General features: G+C 60.9%; 27 protein-coding genes. 17 read left to right on the top strand and 10 right to left on the bottom strand.

Annotated features, from left to right (window positions below; translation table 11 throughout):
* Window positions 1-217 precede the first annotated feature (217 nt).
* Together EB809_RS18440 and EB809_RS18435 are read left to right on the top strand one after the other, a co-directional pair.
* Window positions 218-4,234, top strand: a complete 4,017-nt coding sequence (locus EB809_RS18440) for an ABC transporter permease (RefSeq protein WP_223808034.1) — start codon at window positions 218-220, stop codon at window positions 4,232-4,234.
* Between the two features lie 17 nt (window positions 4,235-4,251).
* Window positions 4,252-5,259, top strand: a complete 1,008-nt coding sequence (locus EB809_RS18435; RefSeq protein ID WP_123636317.1) for a hypothetical protein — start codon at window positions 4,252-4,254, stop codon at window positions 5,257-5,259.
* Window positions 5,260-5,319: 60 nt separating this feature from the next.
* Here the strand turns inward: EB809_RS18435 and EB809_RS18430 are convergent, their stop codons facing one another.
* Window positions 5,320-6,243, bottom strand: coding sequence for a LysR substrate-binding domain-containing protein (locus EB809_RS18430; RefSeq protein ID WP_123636316.1), 924 nt, complete (start codon window positions 6,241-6,243; stop codon window positions 5,320-5,322).
* Between the two features lie 106 nt (window positions 6,244-6,349).
* Between EB809_RS18430 and EB809_RS18425 the strand changes: the two genes are divergently transcribed.
* From EB809_RS18425 to EB809_RS18415, 3 genes are read left to right on the top strand one after another with little or no spacing between them, the layout of a single operon-like run.
* Window positions 6,350-6,676, top strand: a complete 327-nt coding sequence (locus EB809_RS18425; RefSeq protein WP_123636315.1) for a carboxymuconolactone decarboxylase family protein — start codon at window positions 6,350-6,352, stop codon at window positions 6,674-6,676.
* A gap of 5 nt (window positions 6,677-6,681) precedes the next feature.
* Window positions 6,682-7,086, top strand: a complete 405-nt coding sequence (locus EB809_RS18420) for a tautomerase family protein (protein ID WP_123636314.1) — start codon at window positions 6,682-6,684, stop codon at window positions 7,084-7,086.
* Window positions 7,083-7,694 (top strand): DUF4865 family protein, encoded by a 612-nt coding sequence (locus EB809_RS18415; RefSeq protein WP_123636313.1) that lies wholly within the window; start codon window positions 7,083-7,085, stop codon window positions 7,692-7,694. Before EB809_RS18420 ends, EB809_RS18415 begins: the two co-directional genes overlap by 4 nt.
* Window positions 7,695-7,722: 28 nt before the next feature.
* Here EB809_RS18415 and EB809_RS18410 read toward each other — a convergent pair whose 3' ends face one another.
* Entirely contained in the window at window positions 7,723-8,334 is a 612-nt protein-coding gene (locus EB809_RS18410; protein ID WP_223808033.1) for a LysE family translocator, read from the bottom strand.
* 242 nt (window positions 8,335-8,576) lie between these two features.
* Here EB809_RS18410 and EB809_RS18405 point away from each other — a divergent pair, with 242 nt between their 5' ends.
* The 4 genes from EB809_RS18405 (at window position 8,577) to EB809_RS18390 (ending at window position 10,580) form a co-directional block, all read left to right on the top strand.
* Window positions 8,577-8,852 (top strand): hypothetical protein, encoded by a 276-nt coding sequence (locus EB809_RS18405; RefSeq protein ID WP_123636311.1) that lies wholly within the window; start codon window positions 8,577-8,579, stop codon window positions 8,850-8,852.
* A gap of 163 nt (window positions 8,853-9,015) precedes the next feature.
* Window positions 9,016-9,363 (top strand): hypothetical protein, encoded by a 348-nt coding sequence (locus EB809_RS18400; RefSeq protein WP_123636310.1) that lies wholly within the window; start codon window positions 9,016-9,018, stop codon window positions 9,361-9,363.
* 143 nt (window positions 9,364-9,506) lie between these two features.
* On the top strand, window positions 9,507-9,950 hold the full coding sequence (locus EB809_RS18395) for a copper chaperone PCu(A)C (RefSeq protein ID WP_123636309.1): 444 nt from the start codon (window positions 9,507-9,509) through the stop codon (window positions 9,948-9,950).
* A 36-nt stretch (window positions 9,951-9,986) separates the two neighbouring features.
* Entirely contained in the window at window positions 9,987-10,580 is a 594-nt protein-coding gene (locus tag EB809_RS18390) for an SCO family protein (protein ID WP_123636308.1), read from the top strand.
* A gap of 15 nt (window positions 10,581-10,595) precedes the next feature.
* Here the strand turns inward: EB809_RS18390 and EB809_RS18385 are convergent, their stop codons facing one another.
* The 3 genes from EB809_RS18385 to EB809_RS18375 form a co-directional block, all read right to left on the bottom strand.
* Window positions 10,596-11,297 (bottom strand): SOS response-associated peptidase family protein, encoded by a 702-nt coding sequence (locus EB809_RS18385; protein WP_123636307.1) that lies wholly within the window; start codon window positions 11,295-11,297, stop codon window positions 10,596-10,598.
* Between the two features lie 48 nt (window positions 11,298-11,345).
* Entirely contained in the window at window positions 11,346-11,537 is a 192-nt protein-coding gene (locus EB809_RS18380; RefSeq protein WP_123636306.1) for a hypothetical protein, read from the bottom strand.
* A 95-nt stretch (window positions 11,538-11,632) separates the two neighbouring features.
* The gene (locus tag EB809_RS18375) at window positions 11,633-12,037 is read right to left on the bottom strand and encodes a DUF1090 domain-containing protein (protein ID WP_190294960.1); all 405 of its coding nucleotides are present in this window, start codon (window positions 12,035-12,037) and stop codon (window positions 11,633-11,635) included.
* Between the two features lie 294 nt (window positions 12,038-12,331).
* On the opposite strand from EB809_RS18375, the gene EB809_RS18370 reads away from it, so the two are divergent.
* Window positions 12,332-12,946, top strand: a complete 615-nt coding sequence (locus tag EB809_RS18370) for a DUF1007 family protein (RefSeq protein ID WP_263317009.1) — start codon at window positions 12,332-12,334, stop codon at window positions 12,944-12,946.
* Complete coding sequence (locus EB809_RS18365) at window positions 12,931-13,956, top strand: nickel/cobalt transporter (protein ID WP_123636303.1); 1,026 nt, start codon at window positions 12,931-12,933, stop codon at window positions 13,954-13,956. The genes EB809_RS18370 and EB809_RS18365 overlap by 16 nt, the downstream gene beginning before the upstream one ends.
* Window position 13,957: 1 nt before the next feature.
* On the opposite strand, the gene EB809_RS18360 is transcribed toward EB809_RS18365, so the two are convergent.
* The 3 genes from EB809_RS18360 to EB809_RS18350 are packed head-to-tail and all read right to left on the bottom strand — an operon-like array spanning window position 13,958 to window position 17,054.
* The gene (locus EB809_RS18360) at window positions 13,958-14,992 is read right to left on the bottom strand and encodes an ABC transporter substrate-binding protein (protein WP_123636302.1); all 1,035 of its coding nucleotides are present in this window, start codon (window positions 14,990-14,992) and stop codon (window positions 13,958-13,960) included.
* Window positions 14,989-16,389, bottom strand: coding sequence for a sensor histidine kinase (locus EB809_RS18355; RefSeq protein ID WP_123636301.1), 1,401 nt, complete (start codon window positions 16,387-16,389; stop codon window positions 14,989-14,991). The genes EB809_RS18360 and EB809_RS18355 overlap by 4 nt, the downstream gene beginning before the upstream one ends.
* Window positions 16,386-17,054, bottom strand: a complete 669-nt coding sequence (locus tag EB809_RS18350) for a response regulator transcription factor (RefSeq protein ID WP_123636300.1) — start codon at window positions 17,052-17,054, stop codon at window positions 16,386-16,388. Before EB809_RS18350 ends, EB809_RS18355 begins: the two co-directional genes overlap by 4 nt.
* A 155-nt stretch (window positions 17,055-17,209) precedes the next feature.
* Here EB809_RS18350 and EB809_RS18345 point away from each other — a divergent pair, with 155 nt between their 5' ends.
* Genes EB809_RS18345 through EB809_RS18320 form a run of 6 tightly spaced genes read left to right on the top strand, consistent with a single transcriptional unit; the run spans window position 17,210 to window position 22,197 of the window.
* Window positions 17,210-18,196: a Bug family tripartite tricarboxylate transporter substrate binding protein gene (locus EB809_RS18345; protein WP_123636299.1), complete on the top strand. Its 987-nt coding sequence runs from the start codon at window positions 17,210-17,212 to the stop codon at window positions 18,194-18,196.
* The gene (locus tag EB809_RS18340; RefSeq protein ID WP_123636298.1) at window positions 18,193-18,642 is read left to right on the top strand and encodes a tripartite tricarboxylate transporter TctB family protein; all 450 of its coding nucleotides are present in this window, start codon (window positions 18,193-18,195) and stop codon (window positions 18,640-18,642) included. Before EB809_RS18345 ends, EB809_RS18340 begins: the two co-directional genes overlap by 4 nt.
* 10 nt (window positions 18,643-18,652) lie before the next feature.
* Window positions 18,653-20,158, top strand: coding sequence for a tripartite tricarboxylate transporter permease (locus EB809_RS18335; protein ID WP_123636297.1), 1,506 nt, complete (start codon window positions 18,653-18,655; stop codon window positions 20,156-20,158).
* Window positions 20,159-20,164: 6 nt separating this feature from the next.
* The gene (locus EB809_RS18330; RefSeq protein ID WP_123636296.1) at window positions 20,165-21,250 is read left to right on the top strand and encodes an AbrB family transcriptional regulator; all 1,086 of its coding nucleotides are present in this window, start codon (window positions 20,165-20,167) and stop codon (window positions 21,248-21,250) included.
* 51 nt (window positions 21,251-21,301) lie between these two features.
* Window positions 21,302-21,667 (top strand): ArsR/SmtB family transcription factor, encoded by a 366-nt coding sequence (locus EB809_RS18325; protein ID WP_123636295.1) that lies wholly within the window; start codon window positions 21,302-21,304, stop codon window positions 21,665-21,667.
* Window positions 21,664-22,197 carry an SRPBCC family protein gene (locus EB809_RS18320; RefSeq protein ID WP_123636294.1) on the top strand — a complete coding sequence of 178 codons (534 nt, stop codon included), beginning with the start codon at window positions 21,664-21,666 and terminating at the stop codon, window positions 22,195-22,197. Before EB809_RS18325 ends, EB809_RS18320 begins: the two co-directional genes overlap by 4 nt.
* Before the next feature lie 104 nt (window positions 22,198-22,301).
* Here the strand turns inward: EB809_RS18320 and EB809_RS18315 are convergent, their stop codons facing one another.
* Window positions 22,302-23,126, bottom strand: a complete 825-nt coding sequence (locus EB809_RS18315; RefSeq protein ID WP_123636293.1) for a helix-turn-helix transcriptional regulator — start codon at window positions 23,124-23,126, stop codon at window positions 22,302-22,304.
* Between the two features lie 39 nt (window positions 23,127-23,165).
* A complete protein-coding gene (locus EB809_RS18310; RefSeq protein WP_123636292.1) occupies window positions 23,166-25,328 on the bottom strand; it encodes a carboxy terminal-processing peptidase in 2,163 nt (720 codons plus the stop codon).
* Between the last annotated feature and the right edge of the window lie 279 nt (window positions 25,329-25,607).

Here is a 25,607-nt window from a genome sequence, read left to right as displayed (position 1 = left end):
AACCCGGTTGGTAAGCCGCGGAAAACCGCCAAAGATTTTTTTACTCGCTTTCAACTTATCGGGAATGATTCCAGATTCTGAGAAGGCCCGACCTTGCCTACATAAAGCCATCGGATGACGTTGTTCAACCGATGCGCTAGGATGCGTTCACGTAATAACCGGGAGCAGGATGCTCCCGTTCAGACTCCCGGAATGTCAGTACAAGGAGTATCCACGGATGGCGCAGTCCAACTCGTCGGCGAATGGCGTATCGCCTTCGTCGTTCTCCTGTCCCTGTGGCCGCCTGACGGCCAAGCATCCTCGCGAACAAAGCTCCCTCGGTCATCATCCGCCCTGCATGTGGCACGATTTCATCGTGGAAGTCCACGGTGAAGGCCACGGTCCGCACCAGAAACTCGTCGTTTATGAGAAGGCTGGGCCAGAAGGCACAGGGAACGAGAACCCACGCTATCCCGATGGCGAGCGCAAACACGCCGGGCTGAACAATCGCTCGTCCACGCTTCACATCTGGCCCTGGCAGGGGCAAGCCGACAGCAGGCTGATGCTTGAAGTGGACACGGACGATGGGCGGCCCATTCAACTACCGTTGTTGGAGACGGCTGAGGAAAGCCAGTGGCAGGACCGCAAGGCCGGGCAGCAGCACATCCTTCTGCCGGTCGTGCCTTTCGATTGGGTGAAGGGGCGCGATATCGGTGGAAAGTCGCCGACTTGGCCGGTGTTGAGTCGCCCTGGCTATTTCTATGTGTTTCGGGACGCCCGGCTTTGGCGGGAACTGCACATAACCTGGGAGGAGGGCAATCTCTGCTTCCAGGACGTCCGCCTGGACGACTATCGGGACGTCAACGGCCGGGTGACCGAAGACAGGCGTATTCCCGTAGGCAAGGCCCTGACGGATGTCTGGGTACCGATGCGATTGGACAGTACCGACATTGAGCTGGAGGTGGCCTTTTCCGAATCTCCCTTGCCGGCGGCTCGCATTAACCGGCTGCAAACCGATTTCAGTCTTCGCTACGATCGCTGTCAGCAAATCAGTCAAATGAAGCCGCATGACACCCCTGCCGACGGTGCCATGATCGATGTGGGGCCCGCTGATCGACCGGTGTTCTATCTCGACAAGGTGGCGGCCCAGCGCCCGCGCCAGCCGGCCCTGGAATGGCAGTTTGAACGCCCCTGGTTTTTCCTCGAAAACGTGGCGGGAACCTATCCGTCCAAGGCCTACGATATGGCCCGGGACCTGTTTGAGCAGTATGAAGCCGGCGAACGAACCGAGCCGCTGCAGGATTATGAAAAGCCTGAACCCGGGGCGCTGGCGCTCAGTATCCAGCAGGCGGTCGATGAGAGCAGCGAGCGCCAGAAAACCCGATTCTTCTCATCGGAGGACTGGCAGGCTCAAGCGGCGGCTGCCGATGCCATCGAGCCCCTGCGCAAGCGGGGCGTCTGCGGTCTTAAGATCGACGACCGTCTCTACGAAATCCGCCATCAGGCGCATCGTGTGGAAACCGCACGAGAGTTGCTGGCCCTGTGCAGCGAGCGGGCCCGGCAGCACCCCCAACTGGAAAGCGCTCAGTTGGTGAACCAACTGATTCTGCCGTCGCAATTCGACGGTGAGAGCAACCCGCTCCATCATTATGTCTCAGCCTTGCCATCACCCGGTCTAGAGCGGATTGAGCGGACGCTGATGACCCAGGAGCGGGAGCTGGGGCGTGAGTATCTGGACAAGGCCCAGGATGAATTGTTGCTCTGCCTGCGTCGGCAACCCTATCAGCAAGTGCTGGGCGACCTGTTCAGCAGCGAAGGCTTTGACTACGCTGCCGCATTCCGCTTTGCCGGGCGATTGGTCAGTCTGGTGCTGGAACCCTCGATCAAGCAGGATCCACTGCATCCCCAACAAGGGCTGCCCGGCGGCGACTCCAAGGGCAAGCAATGGCTGTGCAGCCTGTGTACCGAGCACGAAGCCGTTAGCCAGAGCCAGGGCGTGGTTTCGTTGGCCCGCATGCTTTGGCCCCAGGCCGATGTGTCCCAGCAGCAAACGGCCTATGAGTCGCCCGAGTCAATGCCGGACAATCCCGGTGACGGGGTGTTTCGGGGACCGGCGCTGGCCCGGCTGGAAACCCTTAACCTGCCGGAGGACCTGTCCGACATCCAGACGCTGGAAGGATTCCGGCTGGCTGCGGAGATCCAGGCCGGTGGCCTGACCCACCTGTTGTTTGCCGGCATGGCCCAGGGTACCAAGGCTCTGAACGCTGCCCACAACGAGCTGCACAGCGCCATCCGCAGCGCACTGACGGCCCTGGAGAATAACGACGGTGAACTCAAGCAGCTCCGGGCCGAGTACCGTCAACTTAACCGGCAACAGGCGGAACTGACCCGGCGCTATGAACAAAAGGCCCAGGCTGCCCTGAAAACCAGTGAAGAAGAGTATCTGGCGGTGCTGAAGGAGTCCCGTGAAGCCCACCAGCAACTGGAACGAACGCGGGCGGAAGCGGAACTTCGCCTCGGCCAGACTCAGGAAGCCCTGAACCAGCGCTTCATGGCCCGCCGTCTGGCCATGATGAGTCATCCGCTGGAAGCCGTCCGCCAGTCCATGCCGACCCTGCTGCCGGGATTACGGCTGATGCCCCTGAGCGACGCCATCGAACAGGGTAAGTACGTGTTGGGTCTGGAGGATCTCTCCGCCGAAGGCGAGCGGGTAACGCCGTCGACGGCCAAGGCGAAGAAGATGCTGGCCTGGATACTGGAGCGGGACCGTCCTGCCACCCAGGCCCTCAGCCGCCTGAGTCAGGCCCAGAACGAACTGATCCTGGCCCGCAAGGCAGTCGAGCAGGGCACGACCAACACGGCCAGCGCCCAGGACAGGCTGGAAGCCGCCCAGCGACGCTTTAACGGCATTACCGACGAACTGGAAAGTCTGGGTGCGCGCACTACCTCCGTCGCGGCCGCCATCAAGGCGACGGAACAGGCCATTGAGAACAACCGATCACAGCTGGACCAGGCTGAGAACAGTCGGCTTTACCGGTTGTTGAATACGCCGGTACTGCCGATGGTGGTGTTGGGGATTGAGGTGGTTAATGTTTGGAATGCTTATTCGTCTGCCGACAGTATCAAACGTGAAAGGGGGGCAGTGCGAGCAGTCTCCGGGATATTTGGCTCAGGATATAACGCGGTAGTTGCGGCAACATTGATGACGGAACGGTTTGCCAACGACTTGGTGAAGGAAAAAGTTGGAGCTGTACTTGGACGCGAGTTCAATGGTGGAGTGGCTAAATCTTTGGCCGAAGCCCTTGGTGTCAAAGCCATCACGAGTCGAATGTTTCTTGGTGCAATTGGAGGGGTAGCCGTCACCGGTATCAGTTTATCTGACACTCTTTACGCGCTCGAAACGGGTGATCCCGCAGCCTGGGGCTACGGTGTGACAACGGTGAGCGGTGTTGTCATGACCATGGCTGCAATCATTCCCGCTCAGGCCACCCTTTTAGGGATGGGGCCCCTGGGCTGGATTGGCCTGGGATTATTGCTCGCAGGCACAGCGTTGATATGGGTGTTGCAAGACGAGCCTATTGAGAACTGGCTACGCAACGGTCCCTTCGGCGATCACGATGGCTTGCCTCATTTGCAAGGGGATGATAACGCCGCTGAGGCCTACTATCGGCTCTTGGGCCAGTTGATGAACCTGCGCTTGGTATATAGGTCGATACCGCTAACCGCACCAGCTCAGCAGGCGGCCGTCAAATCGCTTAATGCCGCGGGTCTCGAAGCGATTCAAGAGGCTACTCATATTATCCGTGCTGACAGTAACCTGCCTGGACTACTGAGTGCTCCTGAAGGCATACAAGCACTTTGTAAGGCCCAACTATTATGTAAGGTGTTCAACCTGGGTCGGGATTATGGCCTCGTTTCATCGAAGCCGGTTCCAGACGGCGAGGAGCAGGACCACATTATCCTGAAGCAGCCCACGGCAACCGGGTACGTAATGCTGGTCCGAAGGCCGGACTCACATCGAGAGTCCCGGACATTTCTGGGCCTGCCTGCGGGCGAGCAAGAGTTGCGCTATGAATGGCAGGCCAAGGTTCAGTATCAGGTGACACTGAAAGGAAAGCCGTTTGCCTTTCCGGCACCATCACCGAAGGACACGACCCGGTACGATCCTAAAAATGATGAATTCACCAAGCCGGATTTCACCGAAGATGATCAACTCTTCTGGGTTAATGGCTTTGCCAAACCCGGTTCAGCCTGATGTCGGATGCTGAAACAATGACTGAAAACTACTATGGCCCCCATGCTTATCGCTCGGACCGGATTCCGGAACAGAAGCGCCAGGTCGCCGATCCAGGGCGCTCCTGGTTTAACCGGAAGTTCGACATGCGCTTGCCGTGGGGGCGCACAGAGGAAGTGGCGCCACTATCTTTTAGAAATCGCTTTAGTCCAGATGTGCTGAGGAAAATCGAGAAAAAACCTAAAGGCTTTGAAAACGTTGAATTTCATCAGCGTATTGACAATGAGAAATATCGTCACGCCATGCCAGCTTTTAGAACGCGTTTGCTGCTGTTTGCAGAAAGTCTTGGAGGATTCTTCTTTAAGTTCCTGACGCCGCTATTTTTGATTTTATATCTAGTTGCATTGACTGCATTTGATTCTGATGAATGGGGCCGTGTCATCAATGAGACGATCCCACTAGTCATGGGATTAATTTTTGTACCATTGCTTTTGAATAAAATACCTTGGTTTTTGTTCAAAGCTATCCCGGGCTGGATAATTAGGCCCTCCAAAGGACCCAAGTGGGAACTAAATCGCCGTACCGGTCTCGTAACGGCCTATCGCCACGACAGGAAGGGCTCATCCGAAGAAGAGCAGGCACCGTTCTATGAGTTCGACGCGTACCTCACCAACGAAATGATCCCTCCCGGCCAGGTGGTGCATACCCTCTACCTCGTCCACCGCTACCGTCCCATCCTGCTCCCCATCGGCAACCTGATCGGGAAGACCACGGGTGAGGAGTGCTTCGCGCTGTGGGACATGTTCCAGAACTTCATGGACACCAGCCGACCGTTGCCCGATATCCCGTTATGGGAGGAGTTCCGCTCGAAGGATCCCGTCACCGCCGAACACGATCGCCAGACAGGGCGCCCGGCCCGCTATTGGCGGGATATGGACGACGAAACCTGGAAGCAAAAAGAAAGCGAGATGATGTCGAAGGTACGGAGTCTGACCACGCCCTATCGGTCCAACCTGATGCGCCAGCATGTTCGGTATGTGAGTTGACCCGGGGTTGTTGATCGCGCCGCGAGTCTGGATAAAAGCCGGTCAACGAAGCCGCTCATTTCAAGAATAAGCCAATGGCGAAGCCTTGGTTCGCGGCACGGCATCGGCCGTAATCAATGTCATTACCTCTGCACGAAGAATCTCCGCAAGCCGTGCAGCGGCACCGGCAAGCACATCGTCTGACCGGTGCAGCATCAGCGGCAGGTGAGGGAGTTGAGGCATTCCCAATTCGTCTGCATTCATAAGCCGCAGCCCGGGCGGCAAGCCGATCGGCGTGCGGACGGTAACGCCCAGGCCCGCGGAGACACCCGCCCAGATGCCAGCCAGACTCGGGCTGGTGATGGCGACCCGCCAGGGAATGCCCGCACTGTCCAACGCGTTGGTAGCCGCGGTTCGTAACAGGCAGGGAGCTTCCAGGGCGACCAGTGGCCAGGGTTCACCGGTCGGAAAGGGGATATCCCGATCCGCCGCGCCGATCCAGCACAGGGGCACCTCGCCCAGCCTTTCGGTATGCGGCGTGTCCTGGTTGCCCGCCCAGGCCAGTGCCAGGTCCAGCCGGCCGGAGGTCACCCGCTCCAGCAACTCCGCATTGCGGGCAATGCGCACTTCGACCCGAACTTTCGGGTGAGCGCGGGCGAACTGCCCGAGCACTTCCTGCAGCAAGCCCTCGCCGAAGTCTTCTTGCAGACCCAGTCGCACCCAACCTTCCAGTTCGGCGCCGCGGATGGCCGCAGCGGCTTCATCGTTCAGTTCCAGCATGCGGCGTGCGTAGCCGAGTAGGGTCTCTCCGGCTTCCGTCATGGCCAGGCCCCGGCCGGCCTTGTGCAGCAACGGCGTGCCGGCCTGGTCTTCCAGTTTCTTGAGCTGCGAGCTTACCGCTGAGGTGGATCGCCCGAGCCGATCGGCGGCGCGGGCGAAACTGCCCAGCTCAATGCCCAGCACGTAGGTTCTCAGCACATCCAGATCGAAAGTAACGCGGCGCATGGAATTATCCCGAAAAAGCGGACGATCAGTTAAAAACTTTCCAATTTACCGTATTAATGTGCGCCGCTAACGTAGGTGGGGTCAAGCCTTCACATGGAGATGGGATATGAGCCTTTCACCCGGTATTGCCCGGCAGGCGTTTGGCGACGTTGCCCCCAAGCTGGCGGAGATCACTGATGATCTGCTCTTTGCTGACGTCTGGTGCCGTGATGCTCTCGGCAAGCGCGAGCGCAGTATCGCAACGGTGTCCGCGCTGATCGTCCTCGACCGTTCGGAGCAGTTGCCTTTCCACCTGGAGCGGGCGTTGGAGAACGGGGTGAGCCACAGCGAACTGGCTGAACTGGTTACCCAGCTGGCGTTCTATGGTGGTTGGCCGGTGGCGGCCTCGGCCGTGGGCGCTCTTCGCAAACTGTCATCCCGGTCAGAGGAGTAGGTGCCATGCCGTTTGTACGCATCTCATTGATCAAAGGGCGCTCGCCCGACGATCTCGCCGCCCTGGCTGACAGTGTGCATCGCGCGCTGGCAGAGACGTTCAGGGTGCCGCGGGATGACCGTTTCCAGGTCATTCACCAGCACGACCCGGAAGAACTGATCTACAACCGCCACTATCTCGGCGGGCCCCGATCTGCCGATTTCGTTTTGATTCACATGACCGCTGGCAAGCCCCGGACCCGTCAGACCAAACAAACCTTCTATCAACGGGTCGTCGCGTTACTGGCGCAAGCGCCCGGTATCGATCCCGAAGATGTGATGGTGGTGATCAGCACGACAGAGAGCGAGGATTGGTCGTTCGGTGGCGAGCGGATGTCGATGATCGATACTGCGCCGGAGGTGTCGTCATGATCGCCATGCAGTATCGTTTCACGTTGCCGGCAGACTACGATATGGACATCATCCGTCATCGCATTGCCAGCAAAGGCCACCTGTTGGATGCGTTCCCCAATCTGGTGTTCAAGGCCTATCTCTATGCCGATCGGGCCGATGGCGTTATCGCCAGCTCTGAGAACGCCTATGCGCCGTTCTATGTCTGGCAAAACTGCGACGGCATGAATGGGTTCCTGGGCTCCGAAGGTTTTGCCGGACTCACCCGGGCTTTCGGGTGGCCCGTCGTCAGCACCTGGTCGGTTTGGCAGGCGTTGGCAACCGAGGATCTGGGGCGTGCCATTTCGGCTACTCGGGAAACCATTGCAGTTGAGCCGTTCACCGACCTGACGGCATTGCGAGAGAGGGAAACGGACTGCGCACGAGCGGATATGCAGCAATCCGGCGCTCTTGCCGCTGTAGTCGCCTACGACCCAACCGCCTGGTCCGTGGTTCGATTTCGGCTGTGGGCGGATGAGGGGCCGGAGTTGGCCGCCGGGCGGCACAAGTATCGAGTGGGGCATGTCTCCCGACCGGGGATTGGTGCATTGCTTTCGGAGCCGAGTGAGATCGCCGTGCCCAAGCCCTGATAAACGAAGCTTACGGCCAGACCCGGAACTAGACCGTCTTCATCGCAAGCCCGAGGGCCACGGCAATAAGCAGCGCGCCAGGACCTTTGCGAAGCAGGACGTGATCCGTGGTCAGCCACTCTGCGAGCCGTGACGCCAACAGGGCGTAGGTCAGCAGGAATAGGCCGTCGAGTATCAGGTAGGTTGCGCTCAACGCCACAAACTGGGGGATCACCGGATCTGAACTGTCGATAAACTGCGGAAAGAAGGCGGCAAAGAAGATCACGGCCTTCGGGTTAATCGCAGAGACCATGAATCCCTGCAGGTACAGCGACGACTTGCTGCGAATCTCCTTGGGTCGATGGGGGTTTATCTGCAAGGACGTCTGCCTGATCAGGGCCATGGTTCCCAGATAGAACAGGTACACCACGCCCACCCATTTGATCGTGATGATCAGCCCTGCGTTGTTCTTGATCAGAAACGCCAGCCCGGCGGTTGCCACCACCATCTGGATTAAATTGGCGGTGAGATCGCCGGCCGCCGTCATCGTTGAGCGTGGAAACCCCGATGACAGGGTGTTGGACAGAATCAGCAGCTGGCTCGGCCCCGGTGTGCTCATCAGGAGCAGGACGGTGCCCACAAACAGGGACCAGGTTTCCATGTTCAAAAGCGTTGTCTCCCTGACAGGATTCGGGACTTGCCGTTGTCTCTGCAGGCTTGGCCTCGCGTGGGAGGCGTGCCTCAGAGCCATTGAACCGTTGCCACTATTTATAGACCAAAACGTGCTCAAAGTTTAAGGTTTCGCCGGCAATCGCCGTGGGCACTGGTGGTCTAACTTCAGGCGCTCATCCCGGTGGAGAGCGTGTCGACGGACAACCTTGGAATTGCCATGGAGGTGCCATCATGACCACGCGACTCAGATATTCCCTTCTACCCGCTACCTTGTTGGCCCTGATGCCCGTTTTGGGCTTCGCGGAGGGCCAGACGGATCGTGTCAGATCGGTCGGACCGATCGAGACCATCAACCAGGACATGGCGCCGACGGCAGCCGGCCTGGGTCAAAAGGCGGCAGGGACCAGCGTTCAGCCGCAGCGGGCGATTGAGCGACCTCGGTATCCGAATGACAACTGGACGGCCCATCAGAAGAAACGCTACCTGTTCGATTCGAACGTGTTCTGAGTAAATCCTCACCACTCCCGGCCGTTGTGGTTTGCGCCGTCGGGAGTGGGCCGGGAGGCGATCAAGCGTCGGGTGGCCCAGGTCATGCCCGGTGCCAGGGAGACAGCGTCATAATGACTCACCCTTATTGCCCCGTTCGGAGCTCGGGAATAAACTGTGTGCCATGAAATCACGACGCGCATTTCTTCTCATCTTCCTGCTCCCGCTGATGGTCTTCGGGGGCTTGGGCGGTATTATTTTTGGCTCACAAGCCTATTCGGAGCGGCAGGAAGATAAGGTGATTCAGCACACCGTTGCCGAGGCGGTTCACGCCAAGGGGCCGGTGGAGTTGGCCAATCTGGAGCGAGTCCAGAATGGCTTCGGCGTGTGCGGCATATATCGCGAGGCCGACAGCGATAAGGGCTATTCGTCGTTCTACTACGACGCGATCAACAAGAAAGTCATTCTCGACGCCCAGTCGCGGAAGTTTGAGTCCAACTGCGGACTCGCTACGCTTTGCGACACGATCTGACGCTGACCTGCGTCTTTTTTGTTTGGGGCAATTGCCCGGACAAAATGTCGCACCTTCTTTGCATTCGGCACCAAACTCGCTAGGGTTCAGTTCGCTGGGGCGCTTTAGCCCACCTTCCGAATTTTCGACTCAAGGAGTCTTCCATGCGCAATCTCCTCAGCTCTCTGGCTTTGGGTATCTCGTTGTTTGTTCTCTCCAGCGGGCTCGCGTTTGCGGACGGCAAGATTGAGGTCTCTGACGCACGCCTGAGATTGCTGCCGGGCGATGTACCTGCGGCGGGCTACTTCAAGCTTCACAACGGCACAGACGAGCCGATCAAGCTGGTGGGCGCCCATACCGGGGCGTACAAGAAGGTGATGATGCACATGAGCATGGAGAAGGACGGCATGGCCGAAATGCACGCCGTGCCGGAGATCGACGTGGCGCCGGGCGAGGACTTCGAGTTTGCGCCGTCCGGCTATCATCTGATGTTCATGAAACGCTCGGCGCTCCTGCAGTATGGCGATAAGGTTACGGTCATGCTGAAGGTCGAAGGCCAGCGGGATGTCCCGGTGAACTTCAAGGTCGTCTCACCGGCGGATATGTAAACCCTGTTTTTGCTCACCGGACCCATCGGAACCGTTATGCTCAAGCGTTTTATTCTTCCGTCGCTCATCGCACTATTCCTGACAGGCTGCACCGGTGAGGACTGGCGGACGACGGATATCTCCGAGATCATGCCACCGCTGGACTTCAAGTTGGTCAACGAAGACGGCAAGACGGTCACGGAGGAGGATTACGAGACAGAGGGCAAGGCCACGCTGCTGTTCTTTGGCTACACTCACTGTCCGGATGTCTGCCCGACGACGCTGGCGAGACTGGCGAAGGTCACCAACTCGCTGGATAAGGATCTGCGCGACAAGCTGCAGGTGTTGTTCGTCTCCGTAGACCCCGCCCGGGACACGCCCCAGTCCATGGCCACCTACACGTCGGCTTTCGGGCCCGAGTTTATCGGCATGGTCGGTGACAAATCCGAGCTTGAGGACGTGACCAACCGCTACCGCATTGCCTATAGCTACGACGAGCCAGACAAGGACGGCAACTACACCGTCACGCATACGTCCGCCGTCCTGGCCTTCGACAGCCAGGGCAACCCGGCTTTCATGCTGCTTCAGAGCGATCCGGACGTGGCGCTGAAAGGCGATCTCACCCGCCTGATTGAAAAAGGCCAGGGGTAAAACCCGCCTCCCACCTCAGGGATCCGGCGGCAAGTACACCGGATCCTTCGCAGTCTCCCCACTGCGGAAGGTTTTAACCGGACTGACCTGCAGCGGCACGACAATCCTCGGATGTTCCAGATAGCTGACCACGGGCTTGGGGAGAGTGTGGATGTCGTAGAGCCAGGCGTCCACGAAAGCCTTGTCTGCCGGAATGAAGCAGGGAAAAGCCTTATCGTGATAGGGCGCGAAACGAGGATGGATATCCCGGGTCATCACGGCGCAGCTGTAGCAGCCGTTGTCGAAGTGCTGATAGAGCGCGCCGAGCAGGAACGGTAACTCGCCCTCGATCAGGAAGTGCTGTTTGACGCCGTCGATCTCTTTGGTTTCACCCAACCCGGTGGCCACCACCAACGCCCGGCGATGGAGCAGGGCGCCCCGCCAGTAGGGTGAATCCAGGTTCCGGGCATTGAAGGTCGTGCGCTCACCGACGCGCAACGTGTCGCCGGCGGGCGTGCAGTCATACCACCAGGTGGCATCAACGGGCGTCGCACTGCCTTCGTCCGGGACAATCAGGCCCCGGATTTTCCGCTCCGGATCGCCGCCGAAGGCCGGGTAATAATGCTCGATGGCCTGCTCGGTGGGCTGATACCGGTCAGCCAGCTCGCCGAGACCGATTTCCTCCAGCAGATCCTGAATTTCCGGACAGTCGGTCACGCGTCGGATGTAGCCGCACATGGGAATGCGCCTCTGACCCTGGATGCCGAATTCGGTGCTGACGCAAAGTCAGGACAGCTTGTGGCGATCAAAAATCTCCTGAATTTCCCGGCGCTCAGTCTCCGGGATCAGCACTTTAATCACCTGGTTATCTTCATCGATGTAGATGTTATCCCGCGGGATGCCCGAGGCGATCAGGTCTTCCCAGACGTTTTTGGCCTGCTCAGGGGATTTGTAATGGCCATTGACGGGTGAGCTCATCGGTCCGCCCTCCTTGTTGATCGAACGCACCTGATTAAAGATTAGTGCGCAATGAGAGGGCTCGCCAATCCGCTCACTCCGGCGGATGCTTCCGGTCAGTGACGATCTTTCCGCAAGGCATTGAGTTCGCGGGTGTGGGCTTCCAGCTCATCGGTCGCCTCATCCAGTTTTTTCCGGCGCTTCTCGACCTTGTCCATGTCGCCATCCTGGACCGCTTCGTTCAGTTCCTCGCGGCGCTCTTTCACTTCCTCCATGCTTTCCTGCAGGTTGTCTTCCGCATCGGACAGCAGCTTGTCATCGGTGCAGTTTGACCGCAGGCCATCCAGTGCTTCCTGCAGACCGTCCACGCGGTGGCTGTTGCCCTGCTGGCGGGCGGTGTCCATCTGCTGCTGGATATCGGCTTCCTTGGCGGCGCAAAGCGGGTTGTCGTTGGCCTGGGCTGGAGCGAAATAAGCCAACGTCAGGACGCATGCCGACAGGGTGATCGCGGTTCTATTCATGGGAACATCCTTGCTCGTGAGTCGATGGGGTGTGGATGTGTTTGCGCTGATCATGGTGTGGGGCGTCGGCCCGAATAGCAACCGTCATTGATCGGGGCGCTGGCCGGAATGGATAGAGAGCGTCTGGTGTATGGAATCGGAACGTTATAATGTTGCATAATTCGGCTGTCGTCCGTGAGCTCGCCGGGCGGCTCAGTCAACCAACCCGGTTACGCATCCATGTCGCGAATCCCCCTGTGCTTTAGCAGGCGTCACCCTGCTTTCATCTCATTGCCGTTATTGCTCCTGTGGCTGGTGACGGCATCCACGGCCAGCGCCCATCCTCATGGTTGGGTGGATTACACCGTCCGCGTGTTGTTCGATAGCCAGGGGCGGGTTTCAGCGCTCCAGCAACGCTGGAAATTGGACCCGATGTACAGCCTGACGCTGATGGAGGAGATGAAGCGGGATGGCGGGGCCGGGCAGCAGCAACAGCAACAGCAGCTCGACGCGTTGGGCAGCCAGATCGTGAAGAATATTGGCAAGCAGCACTATCTTTCCCATGTCTACCGGAACGGGAAGGAACTTGAGCTGGGCCAGGTGACGGAATACACCGCGCTCCTGAGTGGCCAGCGCGTTGAGTTCATGTTCGTGTTGCCACTGGCCACACCCCAGAAGCCGGAGGGCGATCGCCTCAGCTGGAAGATCTACGATCCGACGTACTTCATCGAATTCCTCTACGACAACGAGATCGACCAGCCGTTGACGATGAGCGGTGCGCCGGAAGGCTGCACGACCCACATTGTCCACTTCAAACCCGATCCCAAACTGGTGGCCAAGGCGGCCGCGATTGATGTCACCGGCCAGGCGCCGGATGGCATGGGGAAACTGTTCGCCGACACCGGAAAGCTGAAATGTCCCGCCGACTAAGCCTGCTGATTGTACTACTCCCCGTTCTTGTGCTGGTGCTTGTCGCGTTGACGCCCAGCGGCGAGGCGGCCGGTCTGTGGCTGCTCGGCCAGATGCTGGAATGGCAGCGTACCCTGCAGCGGGGGCTGTCGCTGAACATGATGCAGTTCTCCCAGCACACCGACCCCGGTACGTTGCTGACACTGGTGGGGCTGAGTCTGGGCTACGGCGTCTTTCATGCCGTGGGACCGGGCCACGGCAAGGCGGTGATCTCGACCTACCTCCTGGTCCACCGCGCGGAGCTGATGCGGGGAATTCGTCTGACGGTCGCGGCCGCGTTTCTGCAGGGCATCGTGGCGATTGTGCTGGTGGGGGTTCTGGTGATTGGGCTGGGGATGCTCACGCGACACGCCATGGCCGACACGGTCATTATGGAACGGATCAGCTATGGGCTAGTGGCCTTGCTGGGCGGCTGGCTCAGCCTGCGGGCGCTGTTGCGAGTACGCCGGCTGCTGAAATCATCGACGGCCGAACCGATGATGGCCTCACCCTTACAACCGTTAACCCCTGTGGTGACGTTGTCCGGATCAGGCGCGTCGACGGCGTTCCATCCCGTTGCGGTCGACGTCTCTGACCATGGCCCCGATTGCCACTGCGGTCGGGATCATCACGTCCACCCGGGCCAGGTCGGCCACGACTGGCGAGAGAGCCTGGGCGTCATCTTCTCCATTGGCTTGCGTCCCTGCAGCGGCGCGATCATGATCCTGGGTGTCGCCGTCATGCTGGGTCACTGGTGGATCGGCGTGGCGGCGGTGCTGGCAATGTCCGTCGGTACGGCGCTAACCACATCCGCGCTGGCGGCTTTTACGGTGTTGGCCCGGCGCCAGGCAGGCCGGTTGGCAAAGCGTGCTCCGCCGCAGAGGCAGGCGCTGCTGGGGCAAGGATTGGCACTGTGTGGCGGCCTTGTGATTGCGGTATTGGGGATTGCCCTGCTGATGCATGCCCAGGCACCGGCCGTGCCGATGCTGTAGATCACGGGGTCAGGATCTGGATTTCCCGATTCCACCGCTTCATGAACGCAGCCCGCCGCATCGGATCGACGAACGCCAGGAGCGAGGCGTTGATCGGGATCGGGTAGAGCTGGTCGCCAACCTGGTCGCGCAGGCGCTGTGCGGTGTAGGGACCGATCACGTCGGGCAGGACGCTGAACAACGGTGTGCTGCCCGCCAGGGTTTTCTGGCCCGCTTCGCTCAGCAGAAAATTCATGAACGTCCGGGCGGCCGCCGGGTGAGGGGCATCCCGGTGGATAAAGGCCATGCGCATCATCACCAGTGAATAATCCTGTGGGATCTGCACGATGATGTCCGGATGGCTGCGGGCCCAGTGCATGGCGTAGGAGCCCAGCAAGTTGTAGCCCACCCAGTAGGTGCCCTCCGTCAGGCCCTTGAGCATATCCCGGGTGTTGTTCTCCAAACTCACGTCGGCCGCACCCATGGCGGCCACCAGGTCCCAGAAGCGCGGCGAGTAGCGGGCGTCCTGCTGGAACAGCGTATAGCCAACGCCACTGCCGGACGGGGAATAGGTGGTGACGCGTCCTTTGAGCAGATCCTGGTGGGTCTTGAGCAAGGTATGAAGGTCGGCGTGGGTGCTGGGCGGCATCATGTGGCGCGCCAGTTCCAGGCGGTAGACGGTGACGATGGGTTCGAATGTAAAGCCGAAAACCTCATCGCGCCATTTGGCCCACTTCGGCCACTTGCGGGCGGCCTCGCTGTCCAGGCGCTGGGCCAGGCCCTCGTTGACCCGGGCCATCTGCCAGGGCATGGCGGAACTGATCACCACATCCGGAGCCAGTTTGGCTTCCCGGGCCTGCTCGTCCACGTTGAGGGTGGAATTGTCCTCATATTGGAGATCAATGTCGGGGTGCGCCTGCCGAAATTTATCCAGCAGCGGTTCCACGACCTGTAGGTCCAATGCGGCCACGACATGCAGGGGCGTTCGCGCCTGAGCCATCAGCATGGAAGGCATCTGGCAAATCAGCAACAGCGAGATAATAAATGCGCGCCTCATGGCCGGGCCTCCTCGGTCAGCAGGGGAAATCGGACGCATACCCGAAGCCCATGGCCCGGTGTACTGTGGACGGTGAGTGTGGCCTGGTGACGGTGGGCAATGGAGTCGACGATAGCCAGGCCCAGGCCGGAGCCCTCGGTGTCCTGTCGGCCACCCCGTTCAAAGGGTTGATGCAGGCGGTCCAGCAGATCCCGGCTGACGCCGGGGCCGTTGTCTTCGATGGTCAGGGTGACAGCATCGGTCTCCCGATCCAGACTCAGGGTAATCTCGCTGCCGGCCGGTGTATATCGCAACGCATTGTCGATCAGGTTGCCGATCATTTCCCGTAGCGACCAGGGCTCGCCCTGGATATCTGCAGGGCTGTCGGGGAGCGGTGCGAGACCCAGATCGTGGTGTTGGGCATCGTCCCGCTCCGCCCATTCCATCACCGTATCCCGCAACACCGCGGCCAGATCGATTCGGCCGGGCGAGCCTTCATCGGCATGGCGCAGTCGCGCCAGACTCAACAGTTGGGCGGCCAGGCGACTGGTGCGCGCCGAGCTGTCGTGAACCGTTTGCAAGGCTCGGCGCCAATCGTCCGGCCGGGTGCTCTGCAGGGCCAGTTCGCTGGTGCTTTGCAGCCCGGCGAGCGGCGTCTTGAGTTGGTGGCTGGCATCGGCGGTGAAGCGTAACAGGGCGTCGCGGCCCTCGCGCTGGCGTTCGAACAGGGCGTTGAGCGTTTCAGCCATGTCGTAGAGTTCGCCGGGCACCTTCGCATCCAGAGGGCTGATATCGTCCGCATCCCGCTGGCGGATGAGCTGACGCAGCCGACGTACCGGACGCAGGGCCGTGCGGATGGCCAGCCACATCAACAGGCCGGTCAGGATCACCATGGCCAGGAAGCGGGTGAGGGCGCGCACGAACAGGTCCCGGGCCAGGGCGTCGCGACCGGAAAGCGTGTGGCCGACCCAGATCTGGACCGGCTCCACCGCGTCCCAACCGGCGGATTTCAGTTCGCGACCGTAGAGCCGAATCGGTGTGCCGTGATAATCCACGAAGCGCCAGACGGGCTCCGTATGGGCGGCTTCCCGTAGAGCGTCGGTGACCACGCCATCGAGGTTGCCGGTGACTTCGCGGCCGCCGGTATCGAGAAGGGTGTAGAACACCCGTTCCTGCTGGTCGGTGGCGAGAATCTGGAAGGCAGCCGCCGGGATTTCCACCACCGGTTGGCCATCCTGCCACTGGATCGCTTCGGCAATGGTGAGACTGGCGGCTTCCAGTTGGCTGTCGAAGGCCCGATCGGCGGCGCGCTGGGCGCTGGTGTACGCCTCCACCAGCAGGAAGGTGCCCAGCACGCCGACAGCGGCCAGCAGCCAGGCGCCCAGGCGTCGCTTGAGGGTGCCGTCAACGACGATCACGCCGGATCATCCTCCAACCGATACCCCAAACCCCGAAGTGTGCGGATTTTCAGCCCGCTGCCCTGGAGGCGTTTGCGCAGTCGGCTGATGTAAAGATCCAGGGCATTGGGGCCGGCCTCTCCGAAGCCGAACAGGCGGTCGATCAGTTGCTCCCGGGGCGCAATGCGACCGGCGTGCAGCAGCAGGCCTTCCATCAGGCCCAGCTCCCGAGGCGGCAGATCCAGCCGTTCGCCGTGCAGCGTGACCTCTCCAGATGTGGGATCGAAGCTCAGCGGACCGTACTGCAGGCGGTTATCGGTGCGCTGCTGGCTGCGCCGGAGCAGGGCGCGAACCCGCGCCTGGAGTTCGGGCAGGGAGAAAGGCTTGGTGAGGTAGTCGTCGGCGCCCAGATCCAGCCCCTGGACCCGCTCGGCCACGCCATCCCGGGCGGTGAGGATCAGCACCGGCGTGGCGTCGCCGCGCTTGCGGATTTCCGCCAACAGGATGAGGCCGTTGCCATCGGGCAGGCCAAGATCGAGTACCACCAGATCGAAGTGGCTATGCGCCATGGCGGCCCGTGCTTCGCTCAACACCGTGAACACTTCCACGGTATTGCCCAGCGGCCCCAGGCCCTGGGTCAGGGAATCGGCGATCAACGGATCATCTTCGACGATAAGCAGGCGCATCGGTTTGGGTCTCGCGGCGGTGGGATGACGACGACAGCCACCTGACAGGTTGATGACAGGTTGCGTCCCTAGAATGGCTCGGGTCATCGACACGATGAACGGCAGGGGACGCGTCCTGATGCCCCTGCGGAAAACAAATACAACAGGAGTCCAACATGAAATTCAACTCCGCATTCCTTCGCTGGTCTGCTCCGCTCGTTATGGGCGCTGCCCTGATGGCCGGCAATGCTCACGCTCAATCCGACAGCACCGAGTGCATCGCCCCCGCCAAGCCCGGCGGCGGTTATGACCTGACCTGCCGACTGGCCGCCAATGGCCTGCAGGAGACCGGCCTGATCGACAAGCCGATGATGGTCACCTACATGCCTGGTGGTATCGGCGCGGTCGCGTACAACCACATTAACGGCGTGCGTAACGATGATCCTAACCTGATTGTGGCAGCCAGTACCGGCGCGGCCGTCAACCTGGCGCTGGGCAAATTTGGCCAGTACGACGCCAGCGAAGTCCGTTGGCTGGGCGCGTTGGGCGTGGATTACGGCGCCATTGTGGTCAAGGCGGATGCGCCCTGGCAGACCCTTGGCGACCTGATGCAAGACCTGAAGAAACGTCCGAACCAGATCGTCTTCGGCGCCGGCGGCACCGTCGGTAGCCAGGACTGGATGAAAGCGGCCCTGACCGCCAAGGCGGCCGGCGTCTCACCGCGCAAGCTGCGCTATGTGGCGTTCGAAGGCGGCGGGGAATCGCTCGCGGCCCTGCTGGGGAACCACATCGAAGTGTTCACCGGCGATCTGTCCGAGCTACGTCCGCACCTGGAAGGCGGCAAAATCCGTGTGCTGGCCGCGCTGTCCGAGGAACGCGTCGGCGGACCCTATGCGGATATCCCCACCGCAGCTGAACAGGGTTACGACGTGGAATGGCCGATCTGGCGCGGTTACTACATGGGCCCGGACGTGAGCGACAAGGCTTACAACACCTGGGAAACGCGCCTGGAGAAGCTGGCCGACAACGAGCAGTTTGCGAAGCTGCGCGAGGCCCGCGGCCTGTTCCCGATGGCCCGTTTCGGTGACGACTTCGACAGTTACGTGAAGAAGCAGGTCGCCCAGTTCAAGCAACTTGCGAAAGAAGTTGGGCTGACACAATGAAACTCGCCGCCGACCGTGTTCTGGGAATCGCCTTGATCGGTCTGGCGGCTTTCGCCGCCTTCAAGGCAACCCAGTTTCAGGTCACGTTCAGCTACGAGCCGGTGGGACCCAAGGCGTTCCCTATCCTGCTGTCGGTGGTGCTGACGGCCTTGTCGCTGGTGCTGATCTTCCGACCCGGAGAGGATGGCGAATGGCCGGACAAGCTAGTCGCCCTGAAGCTGGCGGCGGTGCTGCTCGTCCTGCTGGTTTACGCCCTTCTCTTCACCCGCCTGGGTTATCTGGTTACGACCTTCCTCGCGGTGCTGTCCCTGGCACGACTGTTTGAGGCGAGTTGGCCGAAGGCGTTGCTGGCGGCCGTGCTGATGGCACTGGGCAGCTATTACCTGTTCACGCTGGGGCTGGGGATTTCCCTGCCAGGCGGCCAATGGCTGCCCGATTTCAACTGAGGTGCCTGGCATGTTCGATTTTCTGATTCACGGTTTTGATGTTGCGTTGACGCCCCTGAATCTGGGGCTCGCTTTCCTCGGTGCATTGCTTGGTACCCTGTTTGGCGCCTTGCCGGGCATTGGCCCGATCAACGGTATCGCCATCCTGATGCCGCTGGCCTACACGCTGGGGCTTCCGGCGGAATCCGCGTTGATCCTGCTGGCCGGTGTCTACACCGGTGCCGAATACGGCGGTCGCATGTCGAGCATCCTGCTCAATGTGCCCGGTGACGCCGGTGCGGTGATGACCACGCTCGACGGCCATCCGCTGGCCAAGAAGGGGTTGGCAGGTCCGGCGCTGGGGTTGTCGGCGGTCAGTTCCTTTGTCGGAGCCACCATCGCTATTATCGGGCTCACGCTGTTTGCGCCGATGCTGGCGGAAGTGGCGGTCATGTTCGGTCCGGCCGAGTTCTTTGCGCTGATGGTCTTCGCGTTTTCTTCCATGGCGGTGATGATGGGCAAAGACCCGATCAAGACCGGCATTGGTGCGGTGCTTGGCGTGATGATCGCCATGATCGGCGTCGACTCCGGTACCGGGGTCATGCGCTACACCTTCGGTATGGCCGAGCTGTACGACGGCATCGATTTTGTGGTGATGATCATCGGCCTGTTCGCCATCAGCGAAATCCTGCTGATGCTGGAACACGCCAACCGTTCCGATGCGAGCGACGAAATGCCGCCGGTCGGTCGGGTGATGGTCAGCCTGAAAGAAGTGCTTTCCTGCAAGTGGGCCATGATCCGCAGTGGAATTATCGGCTTCATCGTCGGTGTGCTGCCGGGAACCGGGGCCTCCGTGGCCGGCGCCGTGACCTACACCACCGAGAAGCGCATTTCCGACAAGGACAACACCTTCGGCACCGGTAACATGCGGGGCCTGGCGGCGCCGGAAGCAGGTAACAATGCCTCGGCGGCGGGTTCGTTCGTGCCGATGCTGACACTGGGCATCCCCGGCTCCGGGACCACCGCGGTGCTGCTGGGTGCGTTGATGCTCTACAACATCACGCCAGGCCCCATGCTGTTCACCGAGCGGCCGGAAGTGGCCGGCGGCCTGATTGCGTCGCTGTATATCGGCAACATTGTGCTGCTGGCACTGAACCTGCCGCTGGCGGGCCTGTTTGCCAAGGTGCTGACCATCCCGCGCTGGGTGCTGGTGCCGGCGATTGCCATCCTGGCTTTCGTGGGTGTCTATCAGCTCCACTCGGATCTGATGGCCATCTACCTGATGTTGGTGATCGGTATCTTCGGGTACCTGCTGCGCAAACTGGGCTTCTCGCTGGCGCCGGTGATCCTGGGGTATGTGCTGGGTGGTCTGATGGAAGACAACCTGCGTCGGGCGCTGTCGATCAGCGGCGGTGACATGGGCATCCTCTGGCAGTCCGGTATTTCCATCGGCCTGTGGATCGCAGCGGTCCTTTTGCTGGTGTTGCCCTGGTTGCTGCCGAAACTGCTTCCCCGTAAATCCCTGGCCAGCGCCTGAACCGTCGTGATCGAGGCGCTGAAAGGTCAGGTCGTCGCGGGCGGAAAACTGCTGCCCACGTTGCTGATAGGCGCGGGTGGCAGCGGGCTGGCTTACGCCGTGAATATGCCGCTGCCATGGCTCCTGGGGGCGCTGATCGTGACCACCGGGCTCAGCCTGGCCGGTGTGCGGCTGCCGGCGCCGACCGCATCCCGCAAGGCGGTACTGGCAGTGATCGGCGTGATGCTGGGTGCTGCCTTTACGCCGGATATGGCAGGTGACATCGGTCGCTGGAGTGCGAGTCTGGTCATTATGCTCGTCAGTACGGCGGTGATGATGGGGGTCTCGGTGTGGATAAGCCGGCGAATCGCCGGTAACTCTCTCGACACCGCCATCTACGCCGGCATGCCCGGTGGACTGTCCGCGGTAACGCTGATGGCGGCCGACTCTGAAGCCGACCTGCGGGCGGTGGGACTGACCCATGCGGTTCGGGTGCTGATCCTGCTCCTGGCCATTCCACCGGTACTGCAACTGATCGGCCACGTCAGCCTGCAGCCCCGCACGACCACCCTGGCGCAATGGCTGGCCGTGCCGGCGTGGGACGACGCGCTGATGCTGATCGGCGCCGGTGTCATCGGCGCGTGGCTTGGCCGCTGCCTGCGCCTGCCCAATCCATTGCTGTTCGGACCGGTGCTGGTCTCGGGCGCACTGCATGTCAGTGGGCTCTGCGAGGCCGCCATTCCGCCGGCCATCGTCGCGCTGGCCCAGGTTGTGATCGGCGTGTCGGTCGGCGTCCGGTTTGCCGGAACGACCCTCGCATCGCTGGGTTATGGTCTGCTGGTCGCGGTGATCCAGGCCTTGTTGCTCATGCTGATTGCCGTGGCGGCTGCCTGGATCGGCCATGCCGTCACTGGCTATTCGCCGGCCGCGGCGCTCCTGGCCTATATGCCGGGTGGGGCACCTGAACTGAGTCTGGTCGCGCTCTCGCTCGGCATCGAGCCAGCGTTCGTCACTTCCCATCACCTCCTGCGGCTGACGGTACTGATTCTGCTGATGCCGGTGCTCCTGTCCTTCCTCAAGCGCCTCCGAAGTCGACGTTCATCGCCACATTAACATTTAACAAACTGGTTGAATGATGGGTGAGGCGGTGCTACGTTTAACCATATGGTTGAATTAGAGAGTGCCCAACTGAACGTTATCTTTCACGCCCTGGGTGATGTGACGCGGCGGGGAATGCTGAGCGAGTTGTCCGGGGGCGAGAAGACCGTGGGTCAGTTGGCCGAGCCGTTCGATATGTCGCTGGCGGCGGCGTCCAAGCACATCAAGGTGCTGGAGAAGGCGGGACTGATCCGACGCGAGGTGCGTTGGCGCACGCGGGTCTGTCATCTCAATCCGGGGCCGCTGGCCAGTGCCCACGCCTGGCTCAGGGAATACGAGCGCTTCTGGACCGGACGTCTGGATGCCCTCGAACAGCTCCTCCGCGAGGAGGACGCCCACAACCCCGCGTCCCGGGAAGGAGACGACCCATGAACAAGCCGGAAATGCCCGCAAGCTATGGTGTACTGACCGATTCCAACACGCTGACCATCCAGCGTTTGCTTCCCGGCCCGATCGAACGGATCTGGGCCTATCTCACCGAAGAGGATCTGCGACGCCAATGGCTGGCGGCCGGTGAAATGGCGATGGCGGTTGGCGCGTCGTTCGAGTTCGTCTGGCATAACGACCAACTGACGCAGCCTTCCGGCCACAGACCGCCGGGGTTTTCCGAGGAGCACCGCCTGCAGAGCGAGATCACGGAACTGGATCCGCCGAGACGCCTGGCGATCAGCTGGGGCAGTACCGGCGGGGTCAGCTTCGATCTGGAACCCCGCGGCCAGGATGTATTGCTGACCGTCACCCATCACCGCGTGCCCGACCCGTCAACCCTGCTCAATGTGAGTACCGGGTGGCACACCCATCTCGATCTCCTGGCCGCCCGGTTGACGGGCATCGAACCGACGCCGTTCTGGGAGGGGTTCCTGAGGAACAGAGCGGAGTATGAGCGGCGCTTGAGCGTCTAGTGCGACAGGCTGTATCGGGGCCATCGATGGTGGCCCCGTCAGGCTGAAAGATTGGGATCCTGAGGCCTGGCTTTTTGCTCCGGGACGCCAGGATGAATGAAGCGCTAGGAGCTGGTGGGTGGCCTTTTCCGGCCGGCGGTAGATGGCTTTTTCGAAGCCTTCTTTGTCGGGCGCGCTGTCTGGGTATCCGTGGACAGTTCGTCCCGCATCCGCGCCACTTCCGCTTCCTGCTCGGCAACGAAATGCAATGACATCTCAAAACTCTGCCGGGTGAAATCCAGGACCTTGCGGAAGCCTTCATCCGACAGCTCCCGCGCCTCATCGTGGCCCCGGAAGATGTTGATGAATTCCCGTTCCCGTTCGAACTGCAGCGGTAGTTTGCCGACGCCCCAATCCGACAGAATCTGCCAGGCTTCGGGATTGTAGTTGCGGGTGAAGCGCAGGATGAACGGAATCGGATCGTTACGGGCCACCAGGGCGGCCAGGCGCAGGATCAGCTCGAACGAAAGGGTGGCGGTGCCATTCTCGATGGCTTCCAGCAGGCTCTTGTCCCGCAGATCCAGGGCCTCGCTCATCTCATTGAGGGTGAGGCCGGCCACTTCCCGGATATCCTTCAGCGAGTCGCCGGCGGCGAGCATCATGCGCAGCTTGTCCTGCGAGTTGAGCAGGGCGCGGCCGGCCTTGATGGACGTGTCGGTGGTACGCAGGGCAAGGCGGAAGGCGGAACCGGTGAAGTCGGTCAGGCGGTCGACCAGGGAATCTTCGTCTTCGGCGGCGGGTTTCCCGCCCTTGGCATCGGCCGTCTGCTGGCCGGTGAGGGGCGGGACTCCGAGCTTTTCAGCCTGCTGCATGGACTGGATCGCGTGCAGCGTGTCCATGAGCAGGCTTTCCAGGGCGAGGGCACGCTTGCGATCGCTGTCGTTGCTCATCCGGCGGTCCTTGCCTTGCTCCCTGATAAAAAGCGTCGTTTACATATGCTCGTCAGCCTGAGCGGTGATCCGCTCAGGTTTGGTAATGGACGCCATCTTGGAATCCAGATCGATCATGTCGGACATGATGTAGCCACCCTCGCGGACGATAAAGTCGTCGTCTTTCTTTTCATCCGGGTTGGCGGCTTCCGCCTCCTCGTAGTTTTCCAGCGCTTCCCAGTCCTTGAACGGCTCTTTGCCCTTGAGCTGACGACGCGCATTGGCGATCTTCAACTGGCGGGACTCCAGATCGTCCTGGTAGGTCTCGCGCTTGTCGTAGTTCAGGCTGACGTAATCCCGGTTGCGCTGGGTCTTGAGCAGGTTGATCTCTTCCTCCAGCAGCTGGAATTCCGGGTTCTTGTCGAAACGGGCGTCATGACGCTCGCGCAGCTTGTCGATGATGCTGCTGAAATCGAAGTAGCGGGCGTGGGGCACGGCTTCGATCTGGTCCCAGGGCAGGGCGTTATCCAGCGCGTCTTCGCCGATCTCTTCCTTGTTGATTCGGGTCGGGATGTTGATGTCCGGAATGACGCCCTTGTGCTGGGTGGAGCCGCCAGAAACCCGGTAGAACTTGGACTGGGTGATCTTCAGCTGTCCGTGGTTCAGCGGGCGGACCGCCTGTACGGTGCCCTTGCCGAAGGTCTGCGAGCCCACGATCAGGCCGCGGCCGTAATCCTGGATGGCGCCGGCGAAGATTTCGGAGGCCGAGGCGCTCATGCGGTTGACCAGGACCACCAGCGGGCCGGAGTAGGCCACGGACGGATCGTCGTCGGTCAGTACGCTGACGTCGTTGTCGGCGCTGCGGATCTGGACGGTCGGACCCTCATCGATGAACAGGCCCACCAGATCGTTGGCTTCCTGAAGGGCGCCACCGCCGTTGTTGCGCAGGTCGATCACCAGACCCTGCATGCCCTGTCCCTTGAGCTTGTCGATCAGTTTGTGTACGTCACGGGTTGTGCTCTTGTAGTTCGGGTCACCGGCCTGCATGGCCTGGAAATCGGCGTAGAAGGTGGGAATGTCAATCACACCGACCTTGTAGTGCTTGCCGTCCCGCTTCAGGTCGATCATGTCGCTCTTGGCGGACTGCTCTTCCAGCTTCACCTTGTCGCGGGTGATGTCGATGGTGCGGGTAATGGTTTCATCCGAGGCGCTGGCCGGAATCACTTCCAGGCGCACGACGGAAGAACGCGGGCCGCGGATCAGGTCGACCACTTCATCCAGGCGCCAGCCCACGACGTTCTTCATCTCGCCGTCCTTGCCCTGGGCGACGCCCACAATGCGGTCGGCCGGCTTCAATTGGCCTTGCTTGGAGGCCGGGCCGCCCGGCACCAGGCGCACGACCTTGGTGTATTCGTTGTCGGACTGCAGCACCGCGCCGATGCCTTCCAGCGAGAGACTCATGTTGATGTTGAAGTTCTCAGAGGTGCGCGGGGAGAAGTAGGAGGTATGCGGGTCCCACAGGCTGGTGAAGGCGTTCATGTAGGTCTGGAAGGCGTCTTCGCTGCGTACCTGCAGGGTCCTTGAGCGCTGGCTTTCGTAGCGACGTTGCAGGGAGGTGGTGATTTCCTTGTCGCTCTTGCCGTTCAGACGCTGGGCCAGCACGGCATTCTTGATGCGGCGCTTCCAGATCGCGTCCAGCTCGTCCTTGCTCTTGGCCCAGGGATCGTCGGAGCGATCCAGCTTGAGTTCTTCGTCTTTGCTGAAGTCGAACTGGTCGACGCCGTCGTCAATCAGCTTCAGCGCGTAATCCAGGCGTTCGATCACGCGTTTTTCAAACAGGTTGTAAATCTGGAAAGCCGGCTCGAGCTGGCCGGTCTTCAGCGCTGAGTCGAGCTTGGTGCGCCAGGGCGCGAAGCGGTCGATATCGCTCTGCAGGAAATAGACATGCTGACCGTCCAGATGATCAAGGTAGGCGTCGAACACCCGCTTGGAGAGGTCAGAGTCGATCCGCTGATCCAGGAAATGCGTGAACTGGAGTTGCCGTGCGATCAGGATATTGGCGCGGGCCTGATCGATGGTCGGCGAAACCGGCTGGAATGTCTGTGCGCCGTCCTTGTCCAGGGCCGCAAAACCGGCCGTGGAGGTAATCGCCAGGCCAACGGCCAGGGCGACTGCGGAAGAACGGAGGCGGGGTACTCTCAGCTTGCGGATCGATAATGGCATGTCATTACTGTCTTTGCAGGTGAAGATTGTAAGCCGGACGAGCGTTGTCGTCGGGCTTCCAGGCTGATCGGCGGTTCTCGGGTCTTAAAACCCGGGAAGGCCGGCAGACGCCGGAGCCTCCACTATGACTTCCGAAAGATGATGGTGTTCCGGAATATTAAGAGGATCCTCAGCTCATTGTAGGCAAGCGGCAAGGCCGTTGCTACCGGGCATGTGCTACGAGGTCATGACAATCTGTCCATAATGAGGACAAGTTTGGGTGAATTTGTTAGGTGCGGG

Origin of the sequence: Marinobacter sp. R17 (genome assembly GCF_003789045.1) — a bacterium.
Taxonomy (GTDB): Bacteria; Pseudomonadota; Gammaproteobacteria; order Pseudomonadales; family Oleiphilaceae; genus Marinobacter_A; species Marinobacter_A mangrovi.
This window is presented reverse-complemented; position numbering and strand designations above follow the sequence as displayed.

Coding starts and splice junctions, on each gene's coding strand:
- EB809_RS18380 (WP_123636306.1), bottom strand. CDS start 11,537: ATGAGCTCACCCGTCAATGGCCATTACAAATCCCCTGAGCAGGCCAAA.
- EB809_RS18365 (WP_123636303.1), top strand. CDS start 12,931: ATGTCCCGCCGACTAAGCCTGCTGATTGTACTACTCCCCGTTCTTGTG.
- EB809_RS18320 (WP_123636294.1), top strand. CDS start 21,664: ATGAACAAGCCGGAAATGCCCGCAAGCTATGGTGTACTGACCGATTCC.
- EB809_RS18310 (WP_123636292.1), bottom strand. CDS start 25,328: ATGCCATTATCGATCCGCAAGCTGAGAGTACCCCGCCTCCGTTCTTCC.
- EB809_RS18375 (WP_190294960.1), bottom strand. CDS start 12,037: ATGAATAGAACCGCGATCACCCTGTCGGCATGCGTCCTGACGTTGGCT.
- EB809_RS18390 (WP_123636308.1), top strand. CDS start 9,987: ATGCTCAAGCGTTTTATTCTTCCGTCGCTCATCGCACTATTCCTGACA.
- EB809_RS18430 (WP_123636316.1), bottom strand. CDS start 6,243: ATGCGCCGCGTTACTTTCGATCTGGATGTGCTGAGAACCTACGTGCTG.
- EB809_RS18335 (WP_123636297.1), top strand. CDS start 18,653: ATGTTCGATTTTCTGATTCACGGTTTTGATGTTGCGTTGACGCCCCTG.
- EB809_RS18425 (WP_123636315.1), top strand. CDS start 6,350: ATGAGCCTTTCACCCGGTATTGCCCGGCAGGCGTTTGGCGACGTTGCC.
- EB809_RS18315 (WP_123636293.1), bottom strand. CDS start 23,126: ATGAGCAACGACAGCGATCGCAAGCGTGCCCTCGCCCTGGAAAGCCTG.
- EB809_RS18440 (WP_223808034.1), top strand. CDS start 218: ATGGCGCAGTCCAACTCGTCGGCGAATGGCGTATCGCCTTCGTCGTTC.
- EB809_RS18435 (WP_123636317.1), top strand. CDS start 4,252: ATGACTGAAAACTACTATGGCCCCCATGCTTATCGCTCGGACCGGATT.
- EB809_RS18415 (WP_123636313.1), top strand. CDS start 7,083: ATGATCGCCATGCAGTATCGTTTCACGTTGCCGGCAGACTACGATATG.
- EB809_RS18340 (WP_123636298.1), top strand. CDS start 18,193: ATGAAACTCGCCGCCGACCGTGTTCTGGGAATCGCCTTGATCGGTCTG.
- EB809_RS18400 (WP_123636310.1), top strand. CDS start 9,016: ATGAAATCACGACGCGCATTTCTTCTCATCTTCCTGCTCCCGCTGATG.
- EB809_RS18350 (WP_123636300.1), bottom strand. CDS start 17,054: ATGCGCCTGCTTATCGTCGAAGATGATCCGTTGATCGCCGATTCCCTG.
- EB809_RS18360 (WP_123636302.1), bottom strand. CDS start 14,992: ATGAGGCGCGCATTTATTATCTCGCTGTTGCTGATTTGCCAGATGCCT.
- EB809_RS18395 (WP_123636309.1), top strand. CDS start 9,507: ATGCGCAATCTCCTCAGCTCTCTGGCTTTGGGTATCTCGTTGTTTGTT.
- EB809_RS18420 (WP_123636314.1), top strand. CDS start 6,682: ATGCCGTTTGTACGCATCTCATTGATCAAAGGGCGCTCGCCCGACGAT.
- EB809_RS18345 (WP_123636299.1), top strand. CDS start 17,210: ATGAAATTCAACTCCGCATTCCTTCGCTGGTCTGCTCCGCTCGTTATG.
- EB809_RS18410 (WP_223808033.1), bottom strand. CDS start 8,334: ATGGAAACCTGGTCCCTGTTTGTGGGCACCGTCCTGCTCCTGATGAGC.
- EB809_RS18405 (WP_123636311.1), top strand. CDS start 8,577: ATGACCACGCGACTCAGATATTCCCTTCTACCCGCTACCTTGTTGGCC.
- EB809_RS18385 (WP_123636307.1), bottom strand. CDS start 11,297: ATGTGCGGCTACATCCGACGCGTGACCGACTGTCCGGAAATTCAGGAT.
- EB809_RS18325 (WP_123636295.1), top strand. CDS start 21,302: ATGGTTGAATTAGAGAGTGCCCAACTGAACGTTATCTTTCACGCCCTG.